This is a genomic window from Corallococcus exiguus (assembly GCF_009909105.1).
Classification (GTDB): Bacteria; Myxococcota; Myxococcia; order Myxococcales; family Myxococcaceae; genus Corallococcus; species Corallococcus exiguus.
This window is the reverse complement of record NZ_JAAAPK010000011.1, coordinates 160,293-183,369: the sequence shown is the minus strand read 5'-3', so window position 1 is coordinate 183,369 and position 23,077 is coordinate 160,293. Positions and strand designations below refer to the sequence as shown.

Genomic DNA, 23,077 nt, shown 5'->3' with positions numbered 1-23,077 from the left:
AGGAGAAGGGACGCCGCCAATTCGGGTCATCGGTGCTCACGGAAAAATCACCATCCCCACTCCCAGTCGGGGACGCACGGACGCACCGTCCTCCCGGAGCACGAAGCCGCCATCCACCGCGTACCCCAGCCGTGGGCGTCCCAGGAGCACCTCTCCCGACAGCGCCGCCTCCAACGCGAGCGCCGGCCCCAGCCGCCACGCCACCCGCACCGCCGGCCCCACGACGAAGGCCACCACCCTGCGAGAGGGCGCCGGCTCCACCTCCGCGGCCCGCGCCTCCGTACGCCGCCAGAAGCCCGCGACACCCGCCCCCAGGCCCACCGTGCCCTCCCACGCCCCCGCCTTCACGACGGGCACGTCCGCCCACGCCAGCGCGGAGCCCTGCGTGAGGCGGATGTCCGCGTACGCGTCCTGAAGGTGCACCGGCAGCGCCGCCAGCACCTGCGCGCGAAGGCGCAGCACGCGGCCCGCCCATCCCGCGCCCACGGACAGACCCTGCTGTCCCCAGGAGTGATAGCCGTCCAGCGCCGCGTGCACGCCCACCTGGACGAAGGCCCCGTCCGCCGGGGCCACGGGAGCCTCGACGACCGGAACCGGCGCCGCAGGGGGCGGAGGAGGCACGGCCACCACGGGAGGCGGGGGAGGGGGCGCGACCACTTCACCCAGCGGTTCGCCCGCGTCCACCGCGCGCAGCGCCGAGCGCACCGCCAACGACAAGGCCTCCGCGCCCACGGACCACGTCAGCGTCTCCGGCGCACCCTCCACCCGCGCGCTCCGCACGAACAGGTGTCCCGTGCGCGGAGCCGCCACCGACACCCGCAGCTCCGCCCCGTCTCGCGTGAACCACAACACCGCGCGAGCGTCCTTCCGTGAAGCCAGCCGCTCCGCCTCACGCCATGCACCGCCGGGGCTCGAGTCCATGGACGGACCTGCTTCCGCCTCCAGCACCACCGGCAGGTCGCTGCTCTGCCCCCGCACCCGCTCCAGCAGTGCGCGGTCCTCGGTGGACGCCACGCGCACGACCGCCCGCCACGGCTCGGCCGCCCACGCGGGGCTCCACAGGCCCAGCACCAGGGCCAGCACCACCACGCGCTGCCACGCCACGGCCTCCAACACGGACATGCAGTAAAACCTACCTTCCAGGGAATTCAACTGGAAGCACCTCGCCGTGTGGATTGCTTGTCACGCTCCGGTGGGGAGGGCGGGAGGGCGGAGGCCACCCGCGCCCGTCCTCCCGGACTCACGGGGTGGGCAGGCGCGGTGGTGGATGTCTGTGTTTGGCGAAGTGGCAGGCGCTGGAGGCGCGGAGTCCTCCTTCCCGCCCGGGCCAGAAGCGGTAGGGTTGCGCGCCATGAACCGTCTCCGGGAACTGCGCTCGGTCCTGAACCTCACCGTCCTCGTGGCGGGGCTCGGCTACTTCGTGGACCTCTTCGACATCACGCTGTTCGGCGTGGTGCGCGTCGCGTCGCTGAAGGACCTGGGCCTCACGGACCCTTCCGACATCTTCCAGAAGGGGCTGTTCATCTACAACGCGCAGATGGCGGGGATGATGGTGGGCGGCCTCTTCTGGGGCCTGCTCGGGGACAAGCGGGGCCGGCTGTCCGTGATGTTCGGCTCCATCCTCCTGTACTCGGTGGCCAACCTGCTCAACCCCTTCGTCTGGGACGTGAACAGCTACGCCGCGTGCCGCTTCCTCGGAGGACTGGGGCTCGCGGGCGAGCTGGGCGCGGCCATCACGCTGGTCGCCGAGTCCCTGCCCAAGGAGAAGCGCGGCCTGGGCACCACCGTCGTCGCCACGCTGGGCATGCTGGGCATCGTCGTCGCGGCGCTCGTCGGGCAGCACCTGCACTGGAAGGCGGCCTACGTGACGGGCGGCGTGCTGGGCCTGCTGCTCCTCTTCGCGCGCTTCAAGGTGTCCGAGTCCGCCCTCTTCACCCAGAAGGCCGGCCCCGCGAAGGGGAACCCGCTCCTGCTCATCACGGGCGGACGCTTCTCCAAGTATCTGGGCTGCATCCTCGTGGGCGTGCCCATCTACTTCACCACCGGCATCCTCTTCGTCTTCGCCCCGGAGCTGACGGCGGGCCTCAACGTGCAGGGCACGGTGACCGCCGGCGACGCCATCCTCTTCGGCAGCGTGGGCCTGACGCTGGGAGACCTGATGTCCGGCCTGCTGAGCCAGTGGCTCCAGAGCCGCAAGCGCGCCGTGGGCTTCAGCCTGTGCGTCTGGTTCGCGCTGGTGCTCGTGTACGGGCTCATGCCGGGCCTCACCCCGACGCTCATCTACGCGCTGACCTTCCTCATTGGCCTGAGCGTGGGCTACTGGGCGGTGCTCATCACCATGGCGGCCGAGCAGTTCGGCACCAACATCCGCGCCACCGTGGCGACGTCCGTGCCCAACTTCGTGCGCGGCTCCGCGGTGATTGCCGCCACCGCCTTCGGTCAGCTCAAGGGCTCCCTGGGCGTGGCGCACGCGGCGCTGGCCGTGGGCGCGGTGTGCTTCGTCCTGGCGCTCGTCGCCCTGGCGCGGCTGGCGGAGACCTTCCACCGCGACCTGGACTACGTGGAGTCCGTGAGCGACGCGAAAGTGGACGTCCCTACCAGCTCCGGCGCCTGAGTCCTCAGGCGGGCGGCGGCACCCGCAGCCGCCACGCCAGCACGCGGCCGTCCAACCCCAGCACGAACACCAGCGGCCCGCGCACCACCGGCCGCGTGCGCAGCGGCGTGTCCGCCCTCACGGTGAACGCAGGCGTCCAGCCCGGCGCCTTGAGCGCGACCAGGTTCCCCTCGTGGCCGGACGTGGGCACCAGCAGCAGGTCCTCCAGCCCCACCTGCACCCGGCCCACCAGCGGCGAGGGCAGCACCACCCGCGCCACCTCCCGGCCCTCCGAGGTGGACAGCCCCACCAGTGACGACGGGCCCGCGCCCACCCACAGCGCGCCCAGCGCCCGCGCGGGCGGCCCCGTCACCCCGTCCGAGAAGCGCTGCTCCCAGCGCGTGCTCCCGTTCTTCACCGACAGCGCCAGCACCCGGCCCGGCCGCGTGGCCACGAACACCGTGTCGCGCTCCGAATCCAGCCCCACCACGTCCGTCACTGGTAGCGACCAGCGCGGCACACCGCTCAGGGCGTCCAGCGCCCACAGCCCCGAGCCGAGCGGCACCACCAGCACGTCCGCCACCAGCACCGGCGCCGCCCGGAGCCCCGGGGCCACGGATGGCTGTGGCTCCAAGGATTCCGCCGACGCGGGCGTGGGGGCCTTGGGCGCCGGCTGCTTCCAGCGCTCCTGCCCGGAGTCCACCGCCAGGGCGCGCACCGCGCCGTCGGGCGCCACCAGGTAGACGGTGTGTCCCGCGTCGTCCACCACGGGCGGTGTCAGCACGGGCGGCTCGCCTCCCAGGCGCCAGCGCTCCTTGCCGTCCTCGAGCGACAGGCAGGCCACCTCGCCCACCACCGTCCCCACGACGACGCTCTCGCCGGCCAGGGAGGGGGCCACCGCCACCTCCCGGCCCAGCCGGGCGGTCCACACCGGCCGGCCCTCGCGGTCCAGTCGCACCACCGCGCCCGCTTCGTTGCCCAGGAGCACCCCGTCCGAAAGGGCCGTGAGCCCCGTCCGCGAGGACGCATTGCTGGAGTACTGGAAGGCCAGTTCCACCGGCGCCCGCTGGCACGCCATGACGGCCAGCGTCAACATCAGGCAGGTCAGCAGGGGCAGGCGTGGACAGGCGCGGGACGGCATGGTTTGGGGGAGGATGACGCAAGCGAGGAACTTCGACCATGCCCACGATTCGTGAAGACGAAACCCCCAACGCCACCGGCATCCCTTCATCCGCCCGGCGTACGGACATCATCCCGCCCCCCACGCTGGCGGTGACGGAGGAGCTGCTCCACGCGCTCCCCAAGACGGACCTGCACTGCCACCTGGACGGGTCCATGCGGCTGAAGACCATCCTGGAGCTGGCCGAGCAGCAGAAGATCAAGCTCATGGCCGACACCGAGGACGGCCTGGCCAAGGCCATCCACATGGGCCAGGTGTGCAAGAGCCTGGAGGAGTACCTCGTCGCGTTCGACGTGACGCTCTCCGTCCTCCAGACGGCCGAGTCCCTCTACCGCGCCGCCTACGAGCTGGCCGTGGACGCCGCCGCGGAGAACGTGCGCTGGCTGGAGGTGCGCTACTCGCCCGCGCTGCACCTGCAGAAGGGCCTGAAGATGACCACCGTCATCGACTCCGTGCTGGAGGGCCTGCGCGCCGCGAAGAAGGAGACGGGCATCAAGTGCGCCGTCATCGTCTGCGGCATCCGCCACATCAACCCGCAGACGTCCATGCGCCTGGCGGAGCTGTCCGTGGCGTACAAGAACCGCGGCGTCGTGGGCTTCGACCTGGCGGGCGCGGAGGCCAGCTTCCCCGCCAAGGACCACCTGGACGCCTTCCGCCTCATCCTCAAGAACAACGTCAACTGCACCGCCCACGCCGGTGAGGCCTACGGACCGGAGTCCATCTCCCAGGCCATCCACTCGCTGGGCGCGCACCGCATCGGCCACGGCACCCGGCTGCGCGAGGACGGGGACCTGCTCAACTACGTCAACGACCACCGCATCCCCATGGAGGTCTGCCCGTCCTCCAACGTCCAGACGGGCGCGGTGTCCTCGCTGGAGTCCCACCCGCTCAAGTTCTATTTCGACTACGGCCTGCGGGTGACCATCAACACGGACAACCGCCTCATCACCGACACCACGGTGACGAAGGAGCTGTGGCTCGCCCACCGCGAGCTGGGCCTGTCGCTGGAGGACCTCACCACCATCATCGTGTCCGGCTTCAAGAGCGCCTTCCTCCCGTTCCGGGAGAAGCAGGACATGCTGCGGCAGGTGAACCAGGAGATCGCCACCACGCTGGCCGCCTTCGAGAAGCGCCCCGTCGCGGCCATGCGCCAGCCGGCCTGAGCCCACGCCATGGACGAGACCCACGACATCCCGCCGGCGCCGGACTTCAACCCCTCGCGCGCGAAGGCCGCCCAGGACCTGTCCGTCCCCGCAATCCTGATGATGGTGATGGCGGGGCTCACCTTCCTGTACTCGCTGGTGAGCATGGTGACGCCGACGAGCTCGGCGCAGCTGGAGAACTTCTTCGACAACCCGGACATGCCCCAGCAGTGGAAGGACATCGTCACGTGGATGCTGTCGCCCATGGGACGCGTCGTGACCACCGCGCCCGGGCTGGTGCTCAACGGGCTGGTGGCCTTCGGCGGGTGGAAGATGAAGAACCTGCAGAGCTACGGCTGGGCCATGACGGCCGCCATCCTCTGCTGCATCCCGTGCTGCGGCCCATGCTCCTGCCTGTCGCTCGTGCCGGGCATCTGGTCGCTCATCGTGCTCAACCGGCCGGACGTGAAGGCCGCGTTCCACTGAAGCGAAAAGCAAAGCGGGCGCCCCGGACGTGATTCCGGGAGCGCCCCCTGCTGGAAGGCACCTGGCTGACGGTCAGGTGACCTTCATCCCCTTGGGGATGACGACGACGCCGCCGGACGTGACGTGGAAGCGGCGCTTGTCCTCCACCGGGTCGTAGCCAATGGTCATCCCGGGCGGAATCTCCACGTTCTTGTCGATGATGGCCCGCTTGATGCGGCAGCGGCGTCCGATGGTGACGTTCTCGAAGAGGATGGAGTCCTCCACCTCCGAATACGAGTTCACCCGCACCTTCGGCGACAGCACGGAGCGGTGCACGTGGCCGCCGGAGATGATGCAGCCCTCCGCCACCAGCGAATCCGTGGCGGTGCCCACGCGCTTGTTCTCCCGGTCCGCGAAGACGAACTTCGCCGGCGGGTAGTTGTTGGGCTGCGTGTGGATGGGCCAGCGGTCGTTGTACAGGTTGAAGGTGGGGTCCACCTCCACCAGGTCCATGTTGGACTGGTAGTACACGTCGATGTTCCCCACGTCCCGCCAGTAGCCGCGCTCCTTGTCCTCCTGGCCGGCCACCGTGTTCTGGGCGAAGTCGTACACGTACACGGGCTCGTGCTTGTACAGCTGGCTGATGATGGACTTGCCGAAGTCGTGCGCGCTCTTCTCGTCCGCCGCGTCGCGCACCACCTGCTTCACCAGCGTGTCCGTGGTGAAGAGGTAGTTGCCCATGGAGGCCAGGCACATCTTCGGGTTGCCCGGCATGGGCGGCGGGTTCTTGGGCTTCTCCAGGAACTGGAGCATCCGCCCGTCCGGCCCCACGTCGATGATGCCGAACTCGTGCCCCTGCTCGATGGGCACCGGAATCGCGGCCACCGTGCACGCCGCCTTCCGCTCGATGTGGAAGTCCAGCATCTTGCGCGTGTCCATCCGGTACACGTGGTCCGCGCCGAAGACGAAGATGTGGTCCGGCTCCTCGTCCGTGATGATGTTGAGGTTCTGGTAGATGGCGTCCGCGCTGCCCTTGTACCAGTCCACGCCGGTGCGCATCTGCGCGGGCACCGCCTCCACGTAGTGACCCAGGAACGCCGTCATGCGCCACGCGCGCGACAGGTGGTTGTTGAGCGAGTCGCTCTTGTACTGGGTCAGCACCTTCATCCGGTACACGCCGGAGTTGGCGAAGTTCGACAGGACGAAGTCGATGATGCGGTAGCGCCCACCGAACGGAACCGCGGGCTTCGCGCGCTCCCGGGTCAGGGGCTCCAGGCGCGTGCCAGCGCCTCCCGCAAGAATCATGGCCAGCAGCTTTGACATAGGTGCCGGCCACGTTAGCCCCCGGCCGCTGGCCCACAATGGCCGTGCGGCCGGTGCAAGCTTTTCCGTTGAGTGCCCAACCGGGCGGGGCGGATGGGAGGAAAGCGACCTCTCGGTTTCGCGGCATGTAGGAGGAGGGGCGCAACCCCGTACGTCCTCTTGGCTTGCGTGGCTTCCCCGGACCTTGCGTGCTAGCGTGGCCAAGCGATGTCTGGCGACCAAACGCGAGTCACCAAGATCTCCAGCCTCACCCCGGGACCCGAGCGCGGCGCTGAGTGTTGCCTCGTGCAGATCCACGGCCCTGAGCTGGGCAAGAAGTACGTGCTGGAAGAGACCGAGTTCACCATCGGTCGCGACCAGCACAACCACATCGTGGTGGACCTGGACAACGTGTCCCGCCGCCACGCGCGCATCTGGGGCCGGCAGGGGAAGATGTTCGTGGAGGACCTCCAGTCCACCAACGGCACCTACCTCAACGACCGGGAAGTGCTCCAGGCGCAGCCGTTGCGCAGCGGGGACCTGGTGAAGGTGGGAGGCTCCATCTTCAAGTTCCTCGACGGCGACAACATCGAGACCCAGTACCACGAGACCATCTACACGCTGACCATCGCGGACGGTCTCACCGGCATCAACAACAAGCGCTACTTCCTGGAGTACCTGGAGCGGGAGATGGGCCGCTCGCACCGGTACCAGCGCACGCTGTCGATGTTCATGTTCGACATCGACCACTTCAAGCAGATCAACGACGTGCACGGTCACCTGGCCGGCGACTACGTGCTGCGGGAGCTGGCGCAGTCCATCAAGAAGCTCGTCCGGCGCGAGCAGTGCTTCGCGCGCTACGGCGGCGAGGAGTTCGCCGTGGTGATGCCGGAGGACGGTCCGGACAAGGCGCGCCTGTTCGCGGAGAAGATCCGCAAGCTGGTGGAGGACAAGCGCTTCGTCTTCGAGGACAAGGAAATCCCCGTCACCATCTCCCTGGGCGTGGCGGAAGTCGCCTCGGAGATGTCGGAGCCGTCCCAGTTCATCAAGGTGGCGGACGCGAACCTCTACAAGGCCAAGAAGTCCGGCCGTAACCGCGTGGTGGGCTGAAGGCCATGGCGGACGAAGGCTCAGGCCCGTCCTTCCTGGCCCGGCTCATCCTCGTCCTGTTGGGAGTGGCCTTCCTGGGCGCCGCCTGGGTGTGGCACCAGAAGGACAAGGACCCGAACGCCGCCCGGCTCGTGGAGCGCGTGAGCGGCGGCCGGGTGCACGGCGGCGCGGCGAACCCGTAAGGGCCTGCCCGCGCAGCGGGCGCACCCGTAAGGGCCCGCCGCGCAGCGGGCGAATCCGTAGGACCCGCCGCGCTTTCTTCCTGAAACGTCAGGTGCCTTCGCGCGACTCGGCCAGCCGGCCGCGGGTGCCGGGCAGGTTTCCGGGCGGCATCTTCCCGTAGAGGTACTGGACGGTGTCCAGCAGCGTCTCGTGGACGTCGCGCGCCTTGAAGCCCAGCTCGCGCTCGGCCTTGGCGGGCTCCAGGTAGAAGAAGTGCTCGCCAATCTCGACCTCCTGCGGGTCGAGCTTGGACACGGTGCCTCGCAGCTTCGCGAACTGCTCCAGCAGCTTGCCGCCCCAGATGTTCACCTCGCGCGGCAGCTTCATGCGCGGGGCGGGCACGCCGGTGAGGCGCTGGAGCCGGTCGAAGAAGTCCGGCATGGCCATGTTCACGCCCATCAGGTGGCGGCCGTACACCTCGCCCCGGGTGAGCGCCTGCACGAAGGCGTCCGCCGCGTCGCGCGCGTCCACGAAGGAGATGCCGCCGCCGGGCATGGCCGGAATCTCCCGGTTGAGGAACTTCACCACCGTCCAGGTGGAGGACAGGCGGTCATCCCCGGGCCCCATCAGCAGGCTGGGGTTGAGCACCACCAGCGGGACGGAGTGCTTGCGGCAGTACTCCAGCGCCAGCTTCTCTTCGTAAATCTTGGAGAGGTAGTAGGGCCAGTTGGCGACGGTGGTGATGGGGTAGTCGTCATCCTCCGTGCCCACACGGTCATCCTTCGACACCGCGATGGTGCCGGAGGTGGAGCCGAGGATGACGCGTTTGATGCCCGCTTCGCGCACGTCGCGCAGCAGCTCGCGCGTGCAGTCCACGTGCAACTCGTACATCCGCCGCGCGTCCTTGCTCTGGAAGGAGACGAGCCCCGCCAGGTGGTAGACGGCGTCCACGCCCTCCAGCGCGCGGCGCACGGCGTCCCGGTCCTTGAGGTCGCCCTGGTGCACTTCCGTCTTCGCGAACGCGGGGCCTGACGGCTTCGAGCGCGCGATGAGGCGCACGTCGTGGCCCGCGGCAACCAGCTTGGGCACCAGGTGCGTGCCCAGGAATCCCGTGCCTCCGGTGACGAGCAGCTTCACGCGTCCTTCCCTTCCGGCAGGGCCCGGGCGGGCGGGGTGAAGTCCCGGTCCGCGCCCACCTGCTCCAGGTCCAGCACCTTGCCCGCCCTCAGCGAGCGCACCGCTTCCTCCGCGATGTGCGTCACGTAGCGGTAGCCCTCCGAGCGCGCCATGCCCTGCGCCCGGGCCTTCAGCGACGCGTACTCCAGCGCCGGGCCCACGTGCACCTCCAGCTCCTTCGTCTTCGGGAACATGGAGCCCTTGGGCAGCGCTTCGTACGCGCCGTGGATGTACAGCGGCAGCACGTCCACCCCGTAGGTGAGCGACAGGTAGCCCAGCGTCGGCTTGAACTCCATCAGCTCGCCCGTCTTGGAGCGCGTGCCCTCCGGGAAGATGAGGACGTTGAAGCCCTGCCGCAGCGCCTCGCCCGCCACGCGCAGCGACTCACGCAGGCTGCCCTGCCGGTCAATGGGGATGAGGTGGGTGAAGTTCTCGAACCACGCGCGCTTGAGCGGCGTGTCGAAGAAGTAGTCGCGCGCGGCCAGCGACACCAGCCGCTCGCCCTGGCCGCCCAGCACCACGCGCACCAGGCCCGCGTCCAGGTGGCTGGCGTGGTTGGCGATGACGAGGAAGTTGCGGTTCTGCGGGATGAACGTCTTGCCCGTCACCTTCACGTCGAAGACGCCGCCGTAGAGCACCTTCTGCCCGAAGGACAAGAGCTGCCGCCCCAGCGCGGACACCGACTCCGGCACCGGAATCTCCGCTTCCTCCGCGCGCTCGGCTTCCTTCTTGATGTCGCGCGCCCGCGTCTCCTGCGAGGGCCGGCGTCCGGAGGCCACCACCAGCTTGCGCAGGTCCTCCACCGTCTGCACCTGCGTCAGGTCTTCAATGGCGGGCAGCGGCACGCCCGCGCCCTCCAGCGCCACGGACATCTCCGTGAGCATCAGCGAGTCGAAGCCCAGGTCGCCAATGAGCTGCGAGTCCGGCCGCACGTCCGACGCCGGGCGGTGGCACACCTCGGCAATGAGCGGGAAGAGCCAGTCCGACACGCCGCCCGTGGTGGGCGCCGCCTGCGCCTTCTCCTTCACGCGGCCCGCGCTGGCGGCCACGCGGTCCAGCCGCTGCAGCTCCTCCACCACGCGCTTGCGCTTCACCTTGCGGGTGGACGTGCGCGGCAGCTCGCCGTCCCAGAAGCGCAGCACCTTCACGCGCCGGTAGAAGGGCATGCCCGCGCTCACCTTGCGGAAGTGCTCCTCCAACTCGTGGCGGACCTCTTCACGCGGGCGGTCCTTGAAGTCCGGCACGCACAGGCACGCCACCTTCTCGCCGCCGGCGTCATCCGGCAAGCCGACGATGGACATCTCCTTGATGTGCTCGTGCTCCTGGTACAGCTCCTCCAACTCGTCCGGGTAGACGTTCTTGCCGTTGGCGTCGACGATGACGTCCTTGGCGCGGCCCATGAGGTACAGGCGGCCTTCGTCGTCCATGCGGCCCAGGTCGCCGGTGTGCAGCCAGCCTTCCTTCACCACGGCTTCGGTGGCCTCGCGGTCCCCGAAGTAGCCCGCCATCACGTTCGGGCCCTTGGCCAGCACCTCGCCAATGCCGTCGTTGTCCGGGTTCTGAATCTTGAACTCGATGCCCGGCAGCGCCTTGCCCACCGTGCCCTTGATGCGCTTGTTGGTGGCCTCGGACACCGCCAGCACCGGCGCGGCCTCCGTGAGGCCGTAGCCCTCGCGCATGGTGAAGCCCAGCTCGTGGAAGGCCTGGTGCACTTCTTCCGACAGCGCGGAGCCGCCGGACACCAGCACCTTCACCCGTCCGCCGAACTTGCGGTGCACCGGCCAGAACAGCAGCTTGCCCAGGTTGAGCGAGCTGCGGTTGCGCAGCTCCCCGTTGGCCGCCATCAGCGCCTTGAGCGCCTGCTCCACCAGCGGCGGGCGCGCGGCCATCTCCTGCGTAATCTTGCGGTGCAACAGCTGCCAGAGCGCGGGCACGCCAATCATCGCCGTCACGCGGCCCGTCTCGAAGACGTCGCCCAGCCGGTCCGACGTGAGCTCGTCGATGTACGTGATTTCCGCGCCGCGCATGAACGGCGTGAGGAAGCCGGCGGAGAATTCAAAGGTGTGGTGCAGGGGCAGCACGGACAGCACGCCGTCACCCACGCCCACGTCGAACGCGCCCGCCAGCTTCGCCACCAGCGCCGCGAAGTTGCGGTGGGTGAGCATCACGCCCTTGGGCGTGCCGGTGGTGCCGGAGGTGAAGATGACGCTCGCCACGTCGTCCGCGGCGGCGGACTTCCTCACCGGGCCAATGCGGTCCGGGAACGCCGGGTCACCCGTCATGGCCTCCGCGAGGCTGGCCACGCCCACGCCCTCACCCAGCGCGGTGAAGAGGCCGGGGAAGTCCTCCGCGGTCTGCTCGGACACGAGGCACTGCTTCGCGGCCGCGCGCTTCGCGATGTTGACCACCTCCGCTTCGGTGAGCGAGGGGTCCACCGGCACGGCGGTGCCGCCAGCGCGCAGGATGCCGAAGTAGCTGATGGCCCACTCCGGCCGGTTCTCCGACACCAGCAGCACCCGGTCGCCGCGCTTGATGCCCTGGGCCATCAGGTAGCTGCCCACGCGGGCCGCGTAGCGGTGCACCTCGCCGAAGGTGAAGCGCTCTTCCTTCTCTCCCGCTGCCATGCGGAACGCCACCCGGTGGCGGTACGCGTGCACGGTGGCCTCGAAGAGCTCCAGCAGGTCGCGGTGCGCGGGGATGGCGGTGCGCTTCTCGCGCTCCTCGTCCAGGCCCGGGAACACCCACTTCTCCAGGCCGGGCAGGTGCGTGCCCAGGAAGTACTCGCGCCAGTCGATGCGGTCCGGCGCCCAGTCAATCTTCGCGCGGTCCGCCGGCACCATGCGCTCGTAGACGGAGCGCGTGTTGTCGCAGCGGAAGACGTAGCGGTTCTCCCAGAGGAAGGGGAGGAACAGTTCAATGAGGCCGCCGAGGCTGCCCGCCTGGGACTCCACTTCATCCAGCGCGACGCGGGCCTTGTCCATCATCGCCTGCACGCGGGGCGCGCCCCACGCGGGCCGCACCTCGTCCATGGCCTTCTTCAGCAGCTTCGCGCCCTTCGCCAGCATGGGCGCGCTGAGCAACTGGAACTCCTGCTTGCTCACGGGCTGCGGCTCGATGCGCGAGCGCAGCGAGTTGACCAGCGAGTTGCCCGTCTCACGGTTGCGGTAGTAGCGGCGGCGGTACAGACCCACCAGCTCCACGGAGCGGCTGGCGAGGAACGGGTTCACGTCACCGGAGGCCAGGTTGTAGACGCGGCGCTCCTCCACCTGGATGGCGTGCGCGGTGATGCCCAGCGTGGCGCCCGCCACCTGGTCCACCGGGATGATGTCCAGGATGGCGTGGTCGCCCGCGGGGATGCCGCGCTGGCCCTTGATGCCCGCGTACGCCAGCGGCGCGGACGTGGTGAAGCCTTCGTTCCAGCCGGGGAAGGGGAAGTGCGCCGCGCTCTCCACGATGGAGGGCCGCACGATGGAGTAGCGAAGCCCCGGCGTCCCCGCCATCACCTGTTCGCCCAGGTGCTTGGCGTACGTGTACGTGTTGGGCCAGCCCCAGTGCTGCGCGCGCTCCATGCCCGCGCGGACCAGCTCGCCGGACAGCCACAGCTTGCGCTCGCGGCCCACGGCCAGGCGCAGCGTCTTCTCGTCGGTGGCGTCGCGGCCCTCTTCCTCCAGGCGGTCCAGCGCCTTCTGCCGGAAGAGGGAGGTGAGCGCCTTGTCATCCGCCTGTTCGCGCAGGCGGGCCACGATTTTATCCGCGTCCGCCAGCTCCTGCTCCAGGCTGAAGTCGCGCCCGTCCATCTCCCCCTGCTTGGGGAAGTAGTTCAGCACCTGCTCGTCCTCGAAGACGAGCCCGCTGCGGTTGCCCACGACGAACGCGGTGGACATGTGGATGAGCGGCACGGACCAGCGCAGCGCCAGCGCCACCGCGTTCTTCACGCCGTGGGTGTTGACGTTGAGGCCCACCTCCAGGGACGGATTGAAGGAGACCAGGCCCGCGCAGTTGACGATGGCGTGCACCTGTCCGGTGAGCGCGTCGACCTGCGCCTCCTCCAGGCCCACGAAGGGGTCGGTGATGTCGCCATCCAGGATGGTGCACTTCTTCTGGATGAACGCCATGGCGCCTTCGTCGCCCAGGCGGTCGCGCAGCGGCTGGAAGGGCTCGCTGGGCGCCACCTTGTCGAAGAAGCGGCGCTCCGCGGACGCGGCGCTGCCCTTGCGCACGATGACGTAGACCCGGTCCAGCACGTCACCGTAGTGGGCCAGCAACATCGACAGCGTCACCTTGCCCACGAAGCCGGTGGTGCCGACGAAGACGATGCGCTTGCCGGTGAAGACCTCGGTGACGTTCAGCTCGGAGGGCGTTGCCATGTCCGTGTGCGACCCTTTCACTTCACGTCCACCATCACCGTGGGCGCGATGCGCAGCAGGCTGATGGACGCGGAGCGCCCCATGAAGCCGCGCGCCTCTTCAATCGCCTCGGAGAGGGTGTCGGTGCGATCCCAGCCGAGCAGGGCCGGGACGTGGTTGTTCTCCGCGCCCGCGACGATGACCTTGCCTACGTGCTGGCGGCCATTCTCGCCCCAGTACCACATGTAGAAGGGGTGCACGCCGTGGTAGGCGTTGCCCTTGCGGTACAGGTGCACGTAGCTGGGGTTCTCCGCGAACTCCTTCTCGTACTTGTGCTCCAGCTTCATGGAGTCCCGCGTCTCCGGCAGCAGCCGGTGGAAGAACTCGATGTAGCTGGGGTGCTGCACGGGGTCGAACTCGTCGTAGGCCGGGTGCAGGAGGATGAGCACGCCCCCCTTCTTCACCAGCGGCACGCCCCGGTTGAGGTTGTAGAAGTACCCCAGCCCCATCACCTGCACGAGCAGCGGGTTGAGGACGGAGTTGACGCTGTAGGGGCTGACGAACGGGATGGGGAAGATGACGATGTCGCTCTGCCCCTCCACCGGCACCACGTACTGCTTCCAGCTCTGCTCCAGCGTCTTCTGGTGCGTGGGCTCCGTGGCCCCCGCGAACACGCCCGTCACGTCATAGGGCGCGGGGATGGCGTTGAGCACCTTGCGCGCCGCCGCGCGGGGCAGCTTGGACAGCGTGAAGCGCAGGGCCTGGAACTTCAGCCGGTCCGCCTCCGTGTAGTCCTCTTCCTTCTTCGCCAGGAAGTCCGTGGGCGCGCCGAACATGCGGTTGTTCAGCGTGGTCTCGATGTGGAAGACCTTCAGCGTCTGGTCGATGACCGTGCCGATGCGCGAGTTCTTCGTGTAGAGCGCGCTCGCCTTCGGCTCCATGTAGCTGTCGGAGTCGCGGATGGTCTTCGGGTTGTGGTGGTGCCGGAGCGACGCGTAGTTCGTCACGCCCGTGCCCATGGACTTGTGCCCGCCGTTCATGGGCACGAAGTTGATGTTCACGTAGACGATGAGGTCGCTCTCCGCCACGCGGCGGTTCACCGCCACCACTTCATTGTGGCTGGTGCGCTCCAGCTCCGTGATGCCGTCCGGGTCTTCCGCGTCGTGGTTGTAGTAGCGGTCCGGGTAGTAGGCGTCGAAGATCTTCTCGCCCACCATGCGCTTCATCTCGCCTTCGGTCATCCGGCGGTGCAGCGCGTTGGCGATGACCAGGTGCACGTCATCCACGCCACTGTCCGCGCACAGCTCCAGCACCACCTCCAGGATGGACTGGCGCACGTCCGGCGTGACCATGGGCGGCAGCGGGACGCTGATGTCGTCGATGACGCACGTCAGCCGCATGCCGGGCTTGAGCAGCGCGTGCAGCGGGTCCATGCCCTCCGGGTGGTTGATGGCCCAGCGGATGGCGGCCTTCACGTTGGGCACGCCCTCCAGCGGGGGGCGGGGGAAGATGACCCGGGTGCCCACGGGCAGGTCTTCCTGGAGGAAGCCCTCACCGTAGAAGAGCGCCCGGGGGGGGCTGCCCTTCTCCGTGATGACCACCTGGCTTTCCTCGTCGTACAGCTTCTGGAGCGTCTTGAGCGGGCGCATGGATGAAGGGGGCGGCGAAAAGGGGTGGGGGATTACTTCAGGTCCAGGATGGGCCAGTTGTACGCGCGCGCGAGCGAGCGCAGCCGCAGGTCCGGGTTCACCGCGGTGGGCCGTCCCACCACGGCGAGCATGGCGTAGTCGGAGGCGCTGTCCGAGTAGCCATGGCACTGGTTGAGGGCCAGGCCTTCGCGCTCGCAATAGGCGCGGATGGCGTTGGCCTTGTTGGCGCCTTCGATGATGGGCGGAATCACCTTGCCGGTGGCCTTGCCGCCCACGAACTGCATCTTGTTGGCGATGACGTCATCGCAGCCCAGGTGCCGGGCCAGCGGGCGCATGGTGAAGTCCAGCGCTCCGGTGACCAACACGATGCGGCAACCGGCACGACGCGCCTCGTCGATGAGGTCCTGCGTCTGCTCGTACAGCGCGGGCTTGAGGACGTCCTCGAACATGTCCTCCGCGATGGTGACGAGCCGGTCCTCGCTAAGGCCCGAGTAGTACCGGTAGAAGAACTCGTTGAAGGCCTTGCGGTTGACGGCATCCAGGATGCCGAACACCGGGAGCCCCAGGGCGGTGCCCAGGGTGCGGCCCGCGATGCCCCGGAGCGAGCCCCGGTTCATGGCGTAATAGGCATAGACGTGGACGATGTTCGTCCGGACCAGCGTCCCGTCGACGTCGAAGAAGGCTGCTTTGGCGGGCACTTTGGGGGGCATGGGCGGTCGGGCTTCCTCCCATCCTGGGGGGGGTCCGGTCAACGAAAGCGGAAGGCCAGCGTGGGCCGCGGGCCCTTTGGGCGCATGGGGCTATAACCAGCCCTGCGCGCGATACCATTCACCACTGCGAGTGATGGACTCCGCCAGGCCACGGCGCGGCCGGAAGCCCAGCAGGCGCTCGGCCTTGGCCCCCGAGCAGGTCCAGGCCGGGGCCAGCAGCTGCCGCGCCAGCTTCCGGTTCAGGGGGAGCTTGCGGCCCGTCAGCCGCGTCACCCCGTCCGCCGCCGAGGCCAGGGCGGTCAGCACCGCCGGGGACAGCCTCCAGGTGCGCGTCTGGAAGCCCAGGGCCTTCGCCCCCAGGTCCTGCATCTCCTCCAGGGTCAGCCGCTCCGGCCCCGCGCAGAAGAACGCCTCCCCCAGGGCCTCCGGCTTCTCCGCCAAGACGAGCAGCAGGTCCACCACGTCCTCCACGTCCACCAGGGACAGGGGACGGGGGCCTCCGGCCAGCTCCAGCCGGATGCCCTTCTTCCCCAGCTTGAAGAAGGTCAGGTTTTCCCGGTCTCCGGGCCCGAGGATGCGCGGCGGGCGGATCACCGTCACCGGCAGCCGGTCCTGGAAGGAGAACGCGATGCGCTCCGCTTCCGCCTTGCTCTCGCCGTACCACTCATGCGGATGGAAGGCGTCCTCCTCTACATGGGGGCGCTCCGGGGTGGAGGGCCCGTGGGAGGCCAGGGAGCCGCACATCACCAGCCGGGGACGGGGCTCTGGCAGGGCGGCCATGGCCTCACAGATGAGGTGGGTGCCCTCCGCGTTGACGCGCATGAACTCGTCGCGCAGCGCGGCGCGGCGGATGCCAGCCAGGTGGAAGACGACGTCCACGCCCTTCACCGCGCTGGCCAGCGAGGCGGGGTCCGTCACGTCGCCCACCAACCGCGTCCAGGGGTGGCCCTCCAGGGCCTTTTCCAGCTCGCGGGTGTCCGTGGTGGGGCGCAACAGGCATGAAATCCGGTCGCCGCGAGCCGCCAGCGCCCGCGCGAGCCAGGTCCCCAGGAAGCCACCGGCACCAGTGATGAGGGCATTCATGGGCGCTGTTTCATCCGAAAAGCCACATCCCGTCCACCGCCGAAAAGGGCAGGGTCCCCCCCGAGGGGGAGGCTGCTCCGGGTGCCGACTTTCCGCCTCCGGACGCGCCGCGAGGCACAATCCCCGAGGGAAAACGGCCTCCGGAGCCGGATTCTGGCGCTCCGGACGCGTCGCGGGACTTCCGTTCCCGAGGGAAGAATGCGCTGCGGGGCCGAGTTCTAGCCTCCGAAGCCGTCGCTCCGAGGAGCCCCAGAGGGAAAAAGCGCGCGATGGACGCTGTTTTTCGCTCTAGGCCGTGCTACTACGCGCCATCGGCTCTAGCTTGAAGATGAAAGCACGCCGTGCAACGTCCCCTTCGGAGGGGAGGAGACACAAGACGAATGGCCGCCAAGAAAGCCGCTGCGAAGAAGTCTGCCCCTGCTGCCGCGAAGAAGGCTCCTGCCGCGAAGAAGGCCGCGGGCCGTAAGCCCAACGCCGCGTTCATGAAGGAGATGACGCCCTCCGCTGAGCTGGCGGCGATCGTCGGTTCCAAGGCGCTGCCCCGCACCGCGGTGGTCAGCAAGATCTGGGACTACATCAAGAAGAACAACCTCCAGGACGCGAAGAACAAGCGCCAGATCAACGCCGACGACAAGCTCAAGCCCATCTTCGGCGGCAAGAAGAACGTCACCATGTTCGAGATGACCGCGCTGGTGAACAAGCACCTGAGCTGAACGGTGCAGGGCCCGTCGGGGCCGTCGCCGGTAGCCCGAAGGACCCTGGGGGCTCGTCACGCATCGCGCGGGACGGGCCCTCCGCTTTTTCCCTCTGTACCGGCCGCCCGTCCGGAGCGTTGAAAAGGGGGCGAAGGCGCATCTGCCTGCTGGCGGACGCGCCGCGTCGGACCTACCTCTGGGGGTCATGTTCCACGACGGTTCCGAGGCAGGGGAGCGCTCCGCGCGGGTGGCGGACGCGGATGGCACGAACACGGCGGTGGAAGCCCAGGCGGAGGGCCTGTTCGAACAGGTCCAACGCGAGCTGCAATCGCGCCGCGGCACGCCGCTGTCCACCTACCGGATGCAGCTGCATCAGGGCTTCACCTTCCAACAGGCGAAGGCGCTGGTGCCGTACCTGGCCCGGCTGGGCGTGAGCGACTTCTATGCGTCGCCCTACCTCAAGGCCACGCCCGGCAGCACCCACGGCTACGACTGCGTGGACCACCAACGGCTCAACCCGGAGGTGGGCACGGAGGAAGAGCACGCCGCCCTCTGTGACACCCTGAGCGAGCACGGGCTGGGGCAGGTGCTGGACGTGGTGCCCAACCACATGGGCATCGAGCGGGACAACCGGCTGTGGTTGGACGTGCTGGAGAACGGCCCATCGTCCGTCTACGCGAAGTTCTTCGACATGGACTGGCGGCCGGTGAAGGACGAGCTGGCGGACAAGGTGCTGCTGCCCATCCTGGGCGACCAGTACGGCATCGTGCTGGAGCGCGGCGAGCTGAAGCTGTCCTATGCGTCCGGCGCCTTCCATCTGCACTACTACGACCACCGTCTGCCGGTGGCGCCGCGCCAGTACGCGACCCTCCTCAAGCACGGCCTGGAGCGGTTGGAGAAGCAGCTGGGTCCGGAGTCGACGCACCTGGTGGAGCTGCTCTCCATCCTGACGGCCCTGGACCACCTGCCGCTGCGCACGGAGGTGGACGCGGCGAAGGTGACGGAGCGGCACCGCGAGAAGGAGGTCATCAAGCGGCGACTCGCCGCGGTGGTGGCGGACAGCGCGGAGCTGGCGGCGTACGTGGAGGAGAACCTCCGGGTGTTCAACGGCACGCCCGGCAACGTGCGCTCCTTCGACCTCCTGGATTCGCTGCTGCAGAACTGCAGCTACCGGCTGGCGCACTGGCGCGTGGCGGGTGAGGAGATCAACTACCGCCGCTTCTTCGACATCAACGGCCTGGCCGCCATCCGCGTGGAGGACGCGGACGTCTTCCAGGAGGCGCACCAGCGCATCTTCGAGTGGCTGCGCGAGGGGCGCGTCACGGGCCTGAGAATCGACCACCCGGACGGCCTCTTCGACCCCACCGCCTACTTCCTGGACCTGCAGGAGCGCTTCTTCGTGGAGCGCGCGCGGGCGCGCTTCGACGCGGAGAAGAGGGAGGGGGACGACGCGCGGTGGCCGGAGGTGGAGGCGCTCTTGCGCGCGAAGTGGCGGCGCCAGGTGATGGACACGCCGGACAGCCCGCTGCGCAAGGCGCTCTTCGTGGCGGTGGAGAAGATTCAGGGCGGCCGCGAGCGCATCCCGGAGTCGTGGGCGGTGCACGGCACCACCGGCTACCGTTTCGCCAACGCGGTGAGCGGCCTGTTCGTGCACCCGGCCGCGGAGGCGCACCTGACGGAGACGTACGAGCGCTTCGCGGGCGGCACGCAGGACTTCGCGGAGTTGGTGTACCAGAAGAAGCTGCTCATCATGCGCGTGAGCATGGCCAGCGAAATCAACGTGCTGGCGCACGAGCTCAACCGCATCTCGGAGATGAACCGCCGCACGCGCGACTTCACGCTCAACAGCCTGCGGCGCGCGCTGGTGGAGTTCATCGCGCTGTTCCCCGTGTACCGCACCTACGTGGACGGCTGGCGCGCGGAGCTGGACGTGCGCGACGTGCAGTACATCGAGTGGACCCTCCAGCGCGCCAAGGAGCGCAACACCACCACCAACGCCTCCATCTTCGACTTCCTGCGCGACATCCTCCTGGGCCGCTACCCGGAGCACGTGGGGGATGAAGAGAAGGCGGTGATGCTGCGGTTCGCGATGAAGCTCCAGCAGGTGACGGGCCCCGTCATGGCCAAGGGCCTGGAGGACACCGTCTTCTACATCTACAACCGGCTGGTGAGCCTCAACGAGGTGGGCGGCGAGCCGGAGCACTTCGGCATGCGCGCCACCACCTTCCACCTGCGCAACCAGGAGCGCGCGGAGCGCTGGCCGGCGAGCATGCTCACCTCCAGCACCCACGACACCAAGCGCAGCGAGGACGTGCGCGCGCGCATCAACGTCCTCACGGAGCTGCCGGAGGACTGGCGGGAGAAGGTGCGCGCCTGGGCGGACCTCACCCGGCCCTTCGTCAGCCACCTGCCCTCGGGCCCCGCGCCTTCGTCCAACGACGTCTACCTCTTCTTCCAGACGGTGGTGGGTGCGTGGCCCATGGGCGAGCAGGTGCCCGAAGGCGAGTGGAAGGAGTTCCACCGCCGCGTGCGCGAGTACATGGGCAAGGCCATCAAGGAGGCCAAGGTCCGCACGTCGTGGACCAACCCGGACGGCGCCTACGACGACGCGGTGGCGCGCTTCGTGGACGCGTGCTTCGACCCCTCGAAGGGCCAGGCCTTCCTGGATGACATGAAGGCCTTCAAGCGCCGCATCGAGCGCGCGGGCCAGCACAACGCGCTGGGGCAGCTGCTGCTGAAGCTGGCCTCGCCCGGCGTGGTGGACACGTACCAGGGCTGCGAGCTGTGGGACTTGTCGCTGGTGGATCCGGACAACCGCCGGCCGGTGGACTACGCCCTGCGCGAGCGGCTGCTCACGGCGCTGGACGAGGCGGCGGCGAAGGACCGGCCCGCCCTGTGCGAGCGGCTGGTGAAGGACCTGGACGATGGGCAGGTGAAGCTCTTCGTCCTGGCGGAGGCGCTGCGGCTGCGTCAGAAGTACGCGGACCTGTTCCGCATGGGGGGTTACGAGGCGCTGGAGCTGTCCGGGCCGCGCTCGCCCGCGGCGGTCGGCTTCGCGCGCACGCATGGTGACAGCGTGCTGATTGCCTGCGCGCCGCGTTACACGCTGGAGGCGCTGGAGTCCGGCGGGCTGGCGCAGGCGTATGACGGTACGTTCCTGAACCTTCCGGAAGCATATGCGGGCATGATGTTCCGCAATGTCTTCACCGGGCGCCCCGTCCGTCCCCAGCAGGGGCCGGGAGGCGTGGGGCTGGCCCTGGGGCCGCTCCTCGCGGAGTTCCCGGTGGTGCTGCTGGAGAGGAGCACTGGATGAGAAGGGCCGAGGTGCTTCCAGGGAAGCCGTTTCCCCTGGGCGCCACGTACGATGGGAACGGCGTGAACTTCGCCGTGTTCAGCGAGCACGCGAAGAAGGTGGAGGTCTGTCTCTTCGACCCCGCCGACCCCAAGAAGGAGACGCGCCGCTTCCCGTTGCTGGAGACCACGAACCACGTCTTTCACGGCTACATGCCGGGCGTGCACGCCGGCTGTCTGTACGGCCTGCGGGTTCACGGTCCGTATGAACCGAAGAAGGGCCTGCGCTTCAACCCGCACAAGCTCCTGGTGGACCCCTACGCCCGCGCGCTGCACGGCCAGGTGGACCCCAAGGCGCCCATCCACGGGTACGTGCACGGGGGCAAGGAGGAGGACCTCGTCATGGACACGCAGGACGACGCCTGGGGCGTGCCCAAGGCGGTCATCCTGTCGGACGGGTTCGACTGGGAGAATGACAAGCGGCCGGAGGTCCCCTGGCACAAGACGGTCCTCTATGAGCTGCACGTCAAGGGCTTCACCATGCTGAACCCGCGCATGCCGGAGCACCTGCGCGGCACGTACGCGGGCCTGGCGCACCCGGCCAGCATCGAGCACCTGAAGAAGGTGGGCGTGACGAGCGTGGAGCTGCTCCCCATCCACGCCTTCATGGACGAGCCGTTCCTCACCCAGAAGGGGCGCTCCAACTACTGGGGCTACAACACGCTGGGCTTCTTCGCTCCGGACGCGCGCTACTGCGCGTCGGGCTCGCTGGGCGAGCAGGTGGCGGAGTTCAAGGGGATGGTGAAGCTGCTGCACCGCGCGGGAATCGAAGTGATTCTCGACGTCGTGTACAACCACACCTGCGAGGGCAACCACCTGGGGCCCACGCTGTCCTTCAAGGGGCTGGACGCCGGCGCGTACTACCGGCTCAGTGAGAAGGACCCGCGCTACTTCATGGACTTCACGGGGTGCGGCAACTCGTGGAACGCCACGCACCCGTACGCGCTGAAGCTCATCGCGGACTCGCTGCGCTACTGGGTGGAAGTGATGCACGTGGACGGCTTCCGCTTCGACCTGGCGACGACGCTGGGACGGGACCGGCACGGCTACGACACCCGCGCGGCCTTCTTCCAAATCCTCCACCAGGACCCCGTCTTGAGCCGCGTGAAGCTCATCGCGGAGCCGTGGGACGTGGGGGACTACGGCTACCAGGTGGGCAACTTCCCGGTGCTGTGGAGCGAGTGGAACGGCAAGTACCGCGACACCATGCGCCGCTACTGGAAGGGTGACGACCGGCAGGCGGCGGAGATTGGTTCCCGGCTCACCGGCAGCTCGGACCTGTTCGCGCTGTCCGGCCGCAAGCCCACGGCGAGCGTGAACTTCGTCACCGCGCATGACGGCTTCACGCTGCACGACCTGGTGACGTACAGCCAGAAGCACAACGAGGCCAACGGCGAGGAGAACCGCGACGGCGCCAATGACAACCACGCCTGGAACTGCGGCGTGGAGGGGGAGACGAACGACCCCAAGGTGAACACGCTGCGCGAGCAGCAGAAGCGCAACTTCCTGGCGTCCCTCTTCCTGTCGCAGGGCGTGCCCATGCTGGTGGCGGGCGACGAGATGGGCCGCACGCAGAAGGGCAACAACAACGCCTACTGCCAGGACAACGAGCTGTCGTGGGTGAACTGGGAGCTCAACGAGAAGCAGCGCCAGCTCCTGGACTTCACCGCCCGCATCATCAAGCTGCGGCGCGAGCAGCCGGTGCTCTCCAAGCGCCGCTTCTTCCGCGGGGCCCACATCTGGGACAGCGAGCTGAAGGACCTGGCGTGGTTCCGGCCGGACGGCAAGGAGATGAAGCGCGACGACTGGGAGAAGCCCTACGTGCGCTCCCTGGCCTTCCTGCTTGGGGGGGACGCCATCGCCACGCCGGACGACGAGGGCCACCGCATCGTCGGGGACACCTTGCTGGTGCTGCTCAACGCGCACCACGAGCCCATCACCTTCATGCTGCCCGCCCTGGAGTGGGGCGCGGACTGGGAGCTGGTGGTGGACACCGCGGCCACGGGGGAATCCCTGCGCACGCACACCCCGGCGGGCGGCAAGGTGCAGGCGGCGGGACGTTCCCTGGTGGTCTTGCGGCGCCCGGCGACGGAATGGGAGTAGCCGCCGGGGC

General features: G+C 68.7%; 16 protein-coding genes. 8 read left to right on the top strand and 8 right to left on the bottom strand.

Features of this window, described 5'->3' with window-relative positions; translation table 11 throughout:
* Positions 1–36 precede the first annotated feature (36 nt).
* Positions 37–1,122, bottom strand: coding sequence for a hypothetical protein (locus GTZ93_RS33605; RefSeq protein WP_161663212.1), 1,086 nt, complete (start codon positions 1,120–1,122; stop codon positions 37–39).
* A gap of 229 nt (positions 1,123–1,351) precedes the next feature.
* Here GTZ93_RS33605 and GTZ93_RS33600 point away from each other — a divergent pair, with 229 nt between their 5' ends.
* A complete protein-coding gene (locus GTZ93_RS33600) occupies positions 1,352–2,614 on the top strand; it encodes an MFS transporter (RefSeq protein ID WP_139922954.1) in 1,263 nt (420 codons plus the stop codon).
* A 4-nt stretch (positions 2,615–2,618) separates the two neighbouring features.
* Here GTZ93_RS33600 and GTZ93_RS33595 read toward each other — a convergent pair whose 3' ends face one another.
* Positions 2,619–3,689, bottom strand: a complete 1,071-nt coding sequence (locus GTZ93_RS33595; protein WP_257979498.1) for an outer membrane protein assembly factor BamB family protein — start codon at positions 3,687–3,689, stop codon at positions 2,619–2,621.
* An 83-nt stretch (positions 3,690–3,772) separates the two neighbouring features.
* On the opposite strand from GTZ93_RS33595, the gene add reads away from it, so the two are divergent.
* Positions 3,773–4,936, top strand: coding sequence for an adenosine deaminase (gene add / locus GTZ93_RS33590; RefSeq protein WP_121758750.1), 1,164 nt, complete (start codon positions 3,773–3,775; stop codon positions 4,934–4,936).
* A gap of 9 nt (positions 4,937–4,945) precedes the next feature.
* Positions 4,946–5,401 (top strand): hypothetical protein, encoded by a 456-nt coding sequence (locus GTZ93_RS33585; protein ID WP_139922950.1) that lies wholly within the window; start codon positions 4,946–4,948, stop codon positions 5,399–5,401.
* Between the two features lie 72 nt (positions 5,402–5,473).
* On the opposite strand, the gene glgC is transcribed toward GTZ93_RS33585, so the two are convergent.
* On the bottom strand, positions 5,474–6,703 hold the full coding sequence (glgC, locus tag GTZ93_RS33580) for a glucose-1-phosphate adenylyltransferase (protein WP_120580254.1): 1,230 nt from the start codon (positions 6,701–6,703) through the stop codon (positions 5,474–5,476).
* 207 nt (positions 6,704–6,910) lie between these two features.
* On the opposite strand from glgC, the gene GTZ93_RS33575 reads away from it, so the two are divergent.
* Both GTZ93_RS33575 and GTZ93_RS33570 read left to right on the top strand, forming a co-directional pair.
* A complete protein-coding gene (locus GTZ93_RS33575; protein ID WP_120580255.1) occupies positions 6,911–7,792 on the top strand; it encodes a GGDEF domain-containing protein in 882 nt (293 codons plus the stop codon).
* 5 nt (positions 7,793–7,797) lie between these two features.
* A complete protein-coding gene (locus GTZ93_RS33570; RefSeq protein ID WP_233597381.1) occupies positions 7,798–7,974 on the top strand; it encodes a hypothetical protein in 177 nt (58 codons plus the stop codon).
* An 88-nt stretch (positions 7,975–8,062) separates the two neighbouring features.
* On the opposite strand, the gene GTZ93_RS33565 is transcribed toward GTZ93_RS33570, so the two are convergent.
* The 5 genes from GTZ93_RS33565 to GTZ93_RS33545 form a co-directional block, all read right to left on the bottom strand.
* A complete protein-coding gene (locus GTZ93_RS33565; RefSeq protein ID WP_139922949.1) occupies positions 8,063–9,091 on the bottom strand; it encodes an NAD-dependent epimerase/dehydratase family protein in 1,029 nt (342 codons plus the stop codon).
* The gene (locus GTZ93_RS33560; protein WP_161663211.1) at positions 9,088–13,497 is read right to left on the bottom strand and encodes an AMP-binding protein; all 4,410 of its coding nucleotides are present in this window, start codon (positions 13,495–13,497) and stop codon (positions 9,088–9,090) included. Before GTZ93_RS33560 ends, GTZ93_RS33565 begins: the two co-directional genes overlap by 4 nt.
* A 17-nt stretch (positions 13,498–13,514) precedes the next feature.
* A complete protein-coding gene (locus tag GTZ93_RS33555; protein WP_120580259.1) occupies positions 13,515–15,125 on the bottom strand; it encodes a lactate racemase domain-containing protein in 1,611 nt (536 codons plus the stop codon).
* 32 nt (positions 15,126–15,157) lie between these two features.
* The gene (locus tag GTZ93_RS33550) at positions 15,158–15,823 is read right to left on the bottom strand and encodes an HAD family hydrolase (protein ID WP_120567363.1); all 666 of its coding nucleotides are present in this window, start codon (positions 15,821–15,823) and stop codon (positions 15,158–15,160) included.
* 102 nt (positions 15,824–15,925) lie between these two features.
* Positions 15,926–16,918: an NAD-dependent epimerase/dehydratase family protein gene (locus tag GTZ93_RS33545; protein WP_121780208.1), complete on the bottom strand. Its 993-nt coding sequence runs from the start codon at positions 16,916–16,918 to the stop codon at positions 15,926–15,928.
* Between the two features lie 380 nt (positions 16,919–17,298).
* Here GTZ93_RS33545 and GTZ93_RS33540 point away from each other — a divergent pair, with 380 nt between their 5' ends.
* The 3 genes from GTZ93_RS33540 to glgX all read left to right on the top strand — a co-directional run bounded on the left by GTZ93_RS33540 (position 17,299) and on the right by glgX (position 23,067).
* Positions 17,299–17,631: an SWIB/MDM2 domain-containing protein gene (locus tag GTZ93_RS33540; protein WP_014394388.1), complete on the top strand. Its 333-nt coding sequence runs from the start codon at positions 17,299–17,301 to the stop codon at positions 17,629–17,631.
* A gap of 187 nt (positions 17,632–17,818) precedes the next feature.
* Positions 17,819–20,926: a malto-oligosyltrehalose synthase gene (gene treY, locus GTZ93_RS33535; RefSeq protein WP_222595356.1), complete on the top strand. Its 3,108-nt coding sequence runs from the start codon at positions 17,819–17,821 to the stop codon at positions 20,924–20,926.
* Positions 20,923–23,067, top strand: a complete 2,145-nt coding sequence (gene glgX / locus GTZ93_RS33530; protein ID WP_139921887.1) for a glycogen debranching protein GlgX — start codon at positions 20,923–20,925, stop codon at positions 23,065–23,067. The genes treY and glgX overlap by 4 nt, the downstream gene beginning before the upstream one ends.
* The last annotated feature ends 10 nt before the right edge of the window (positions 23,068–23,077 follow it).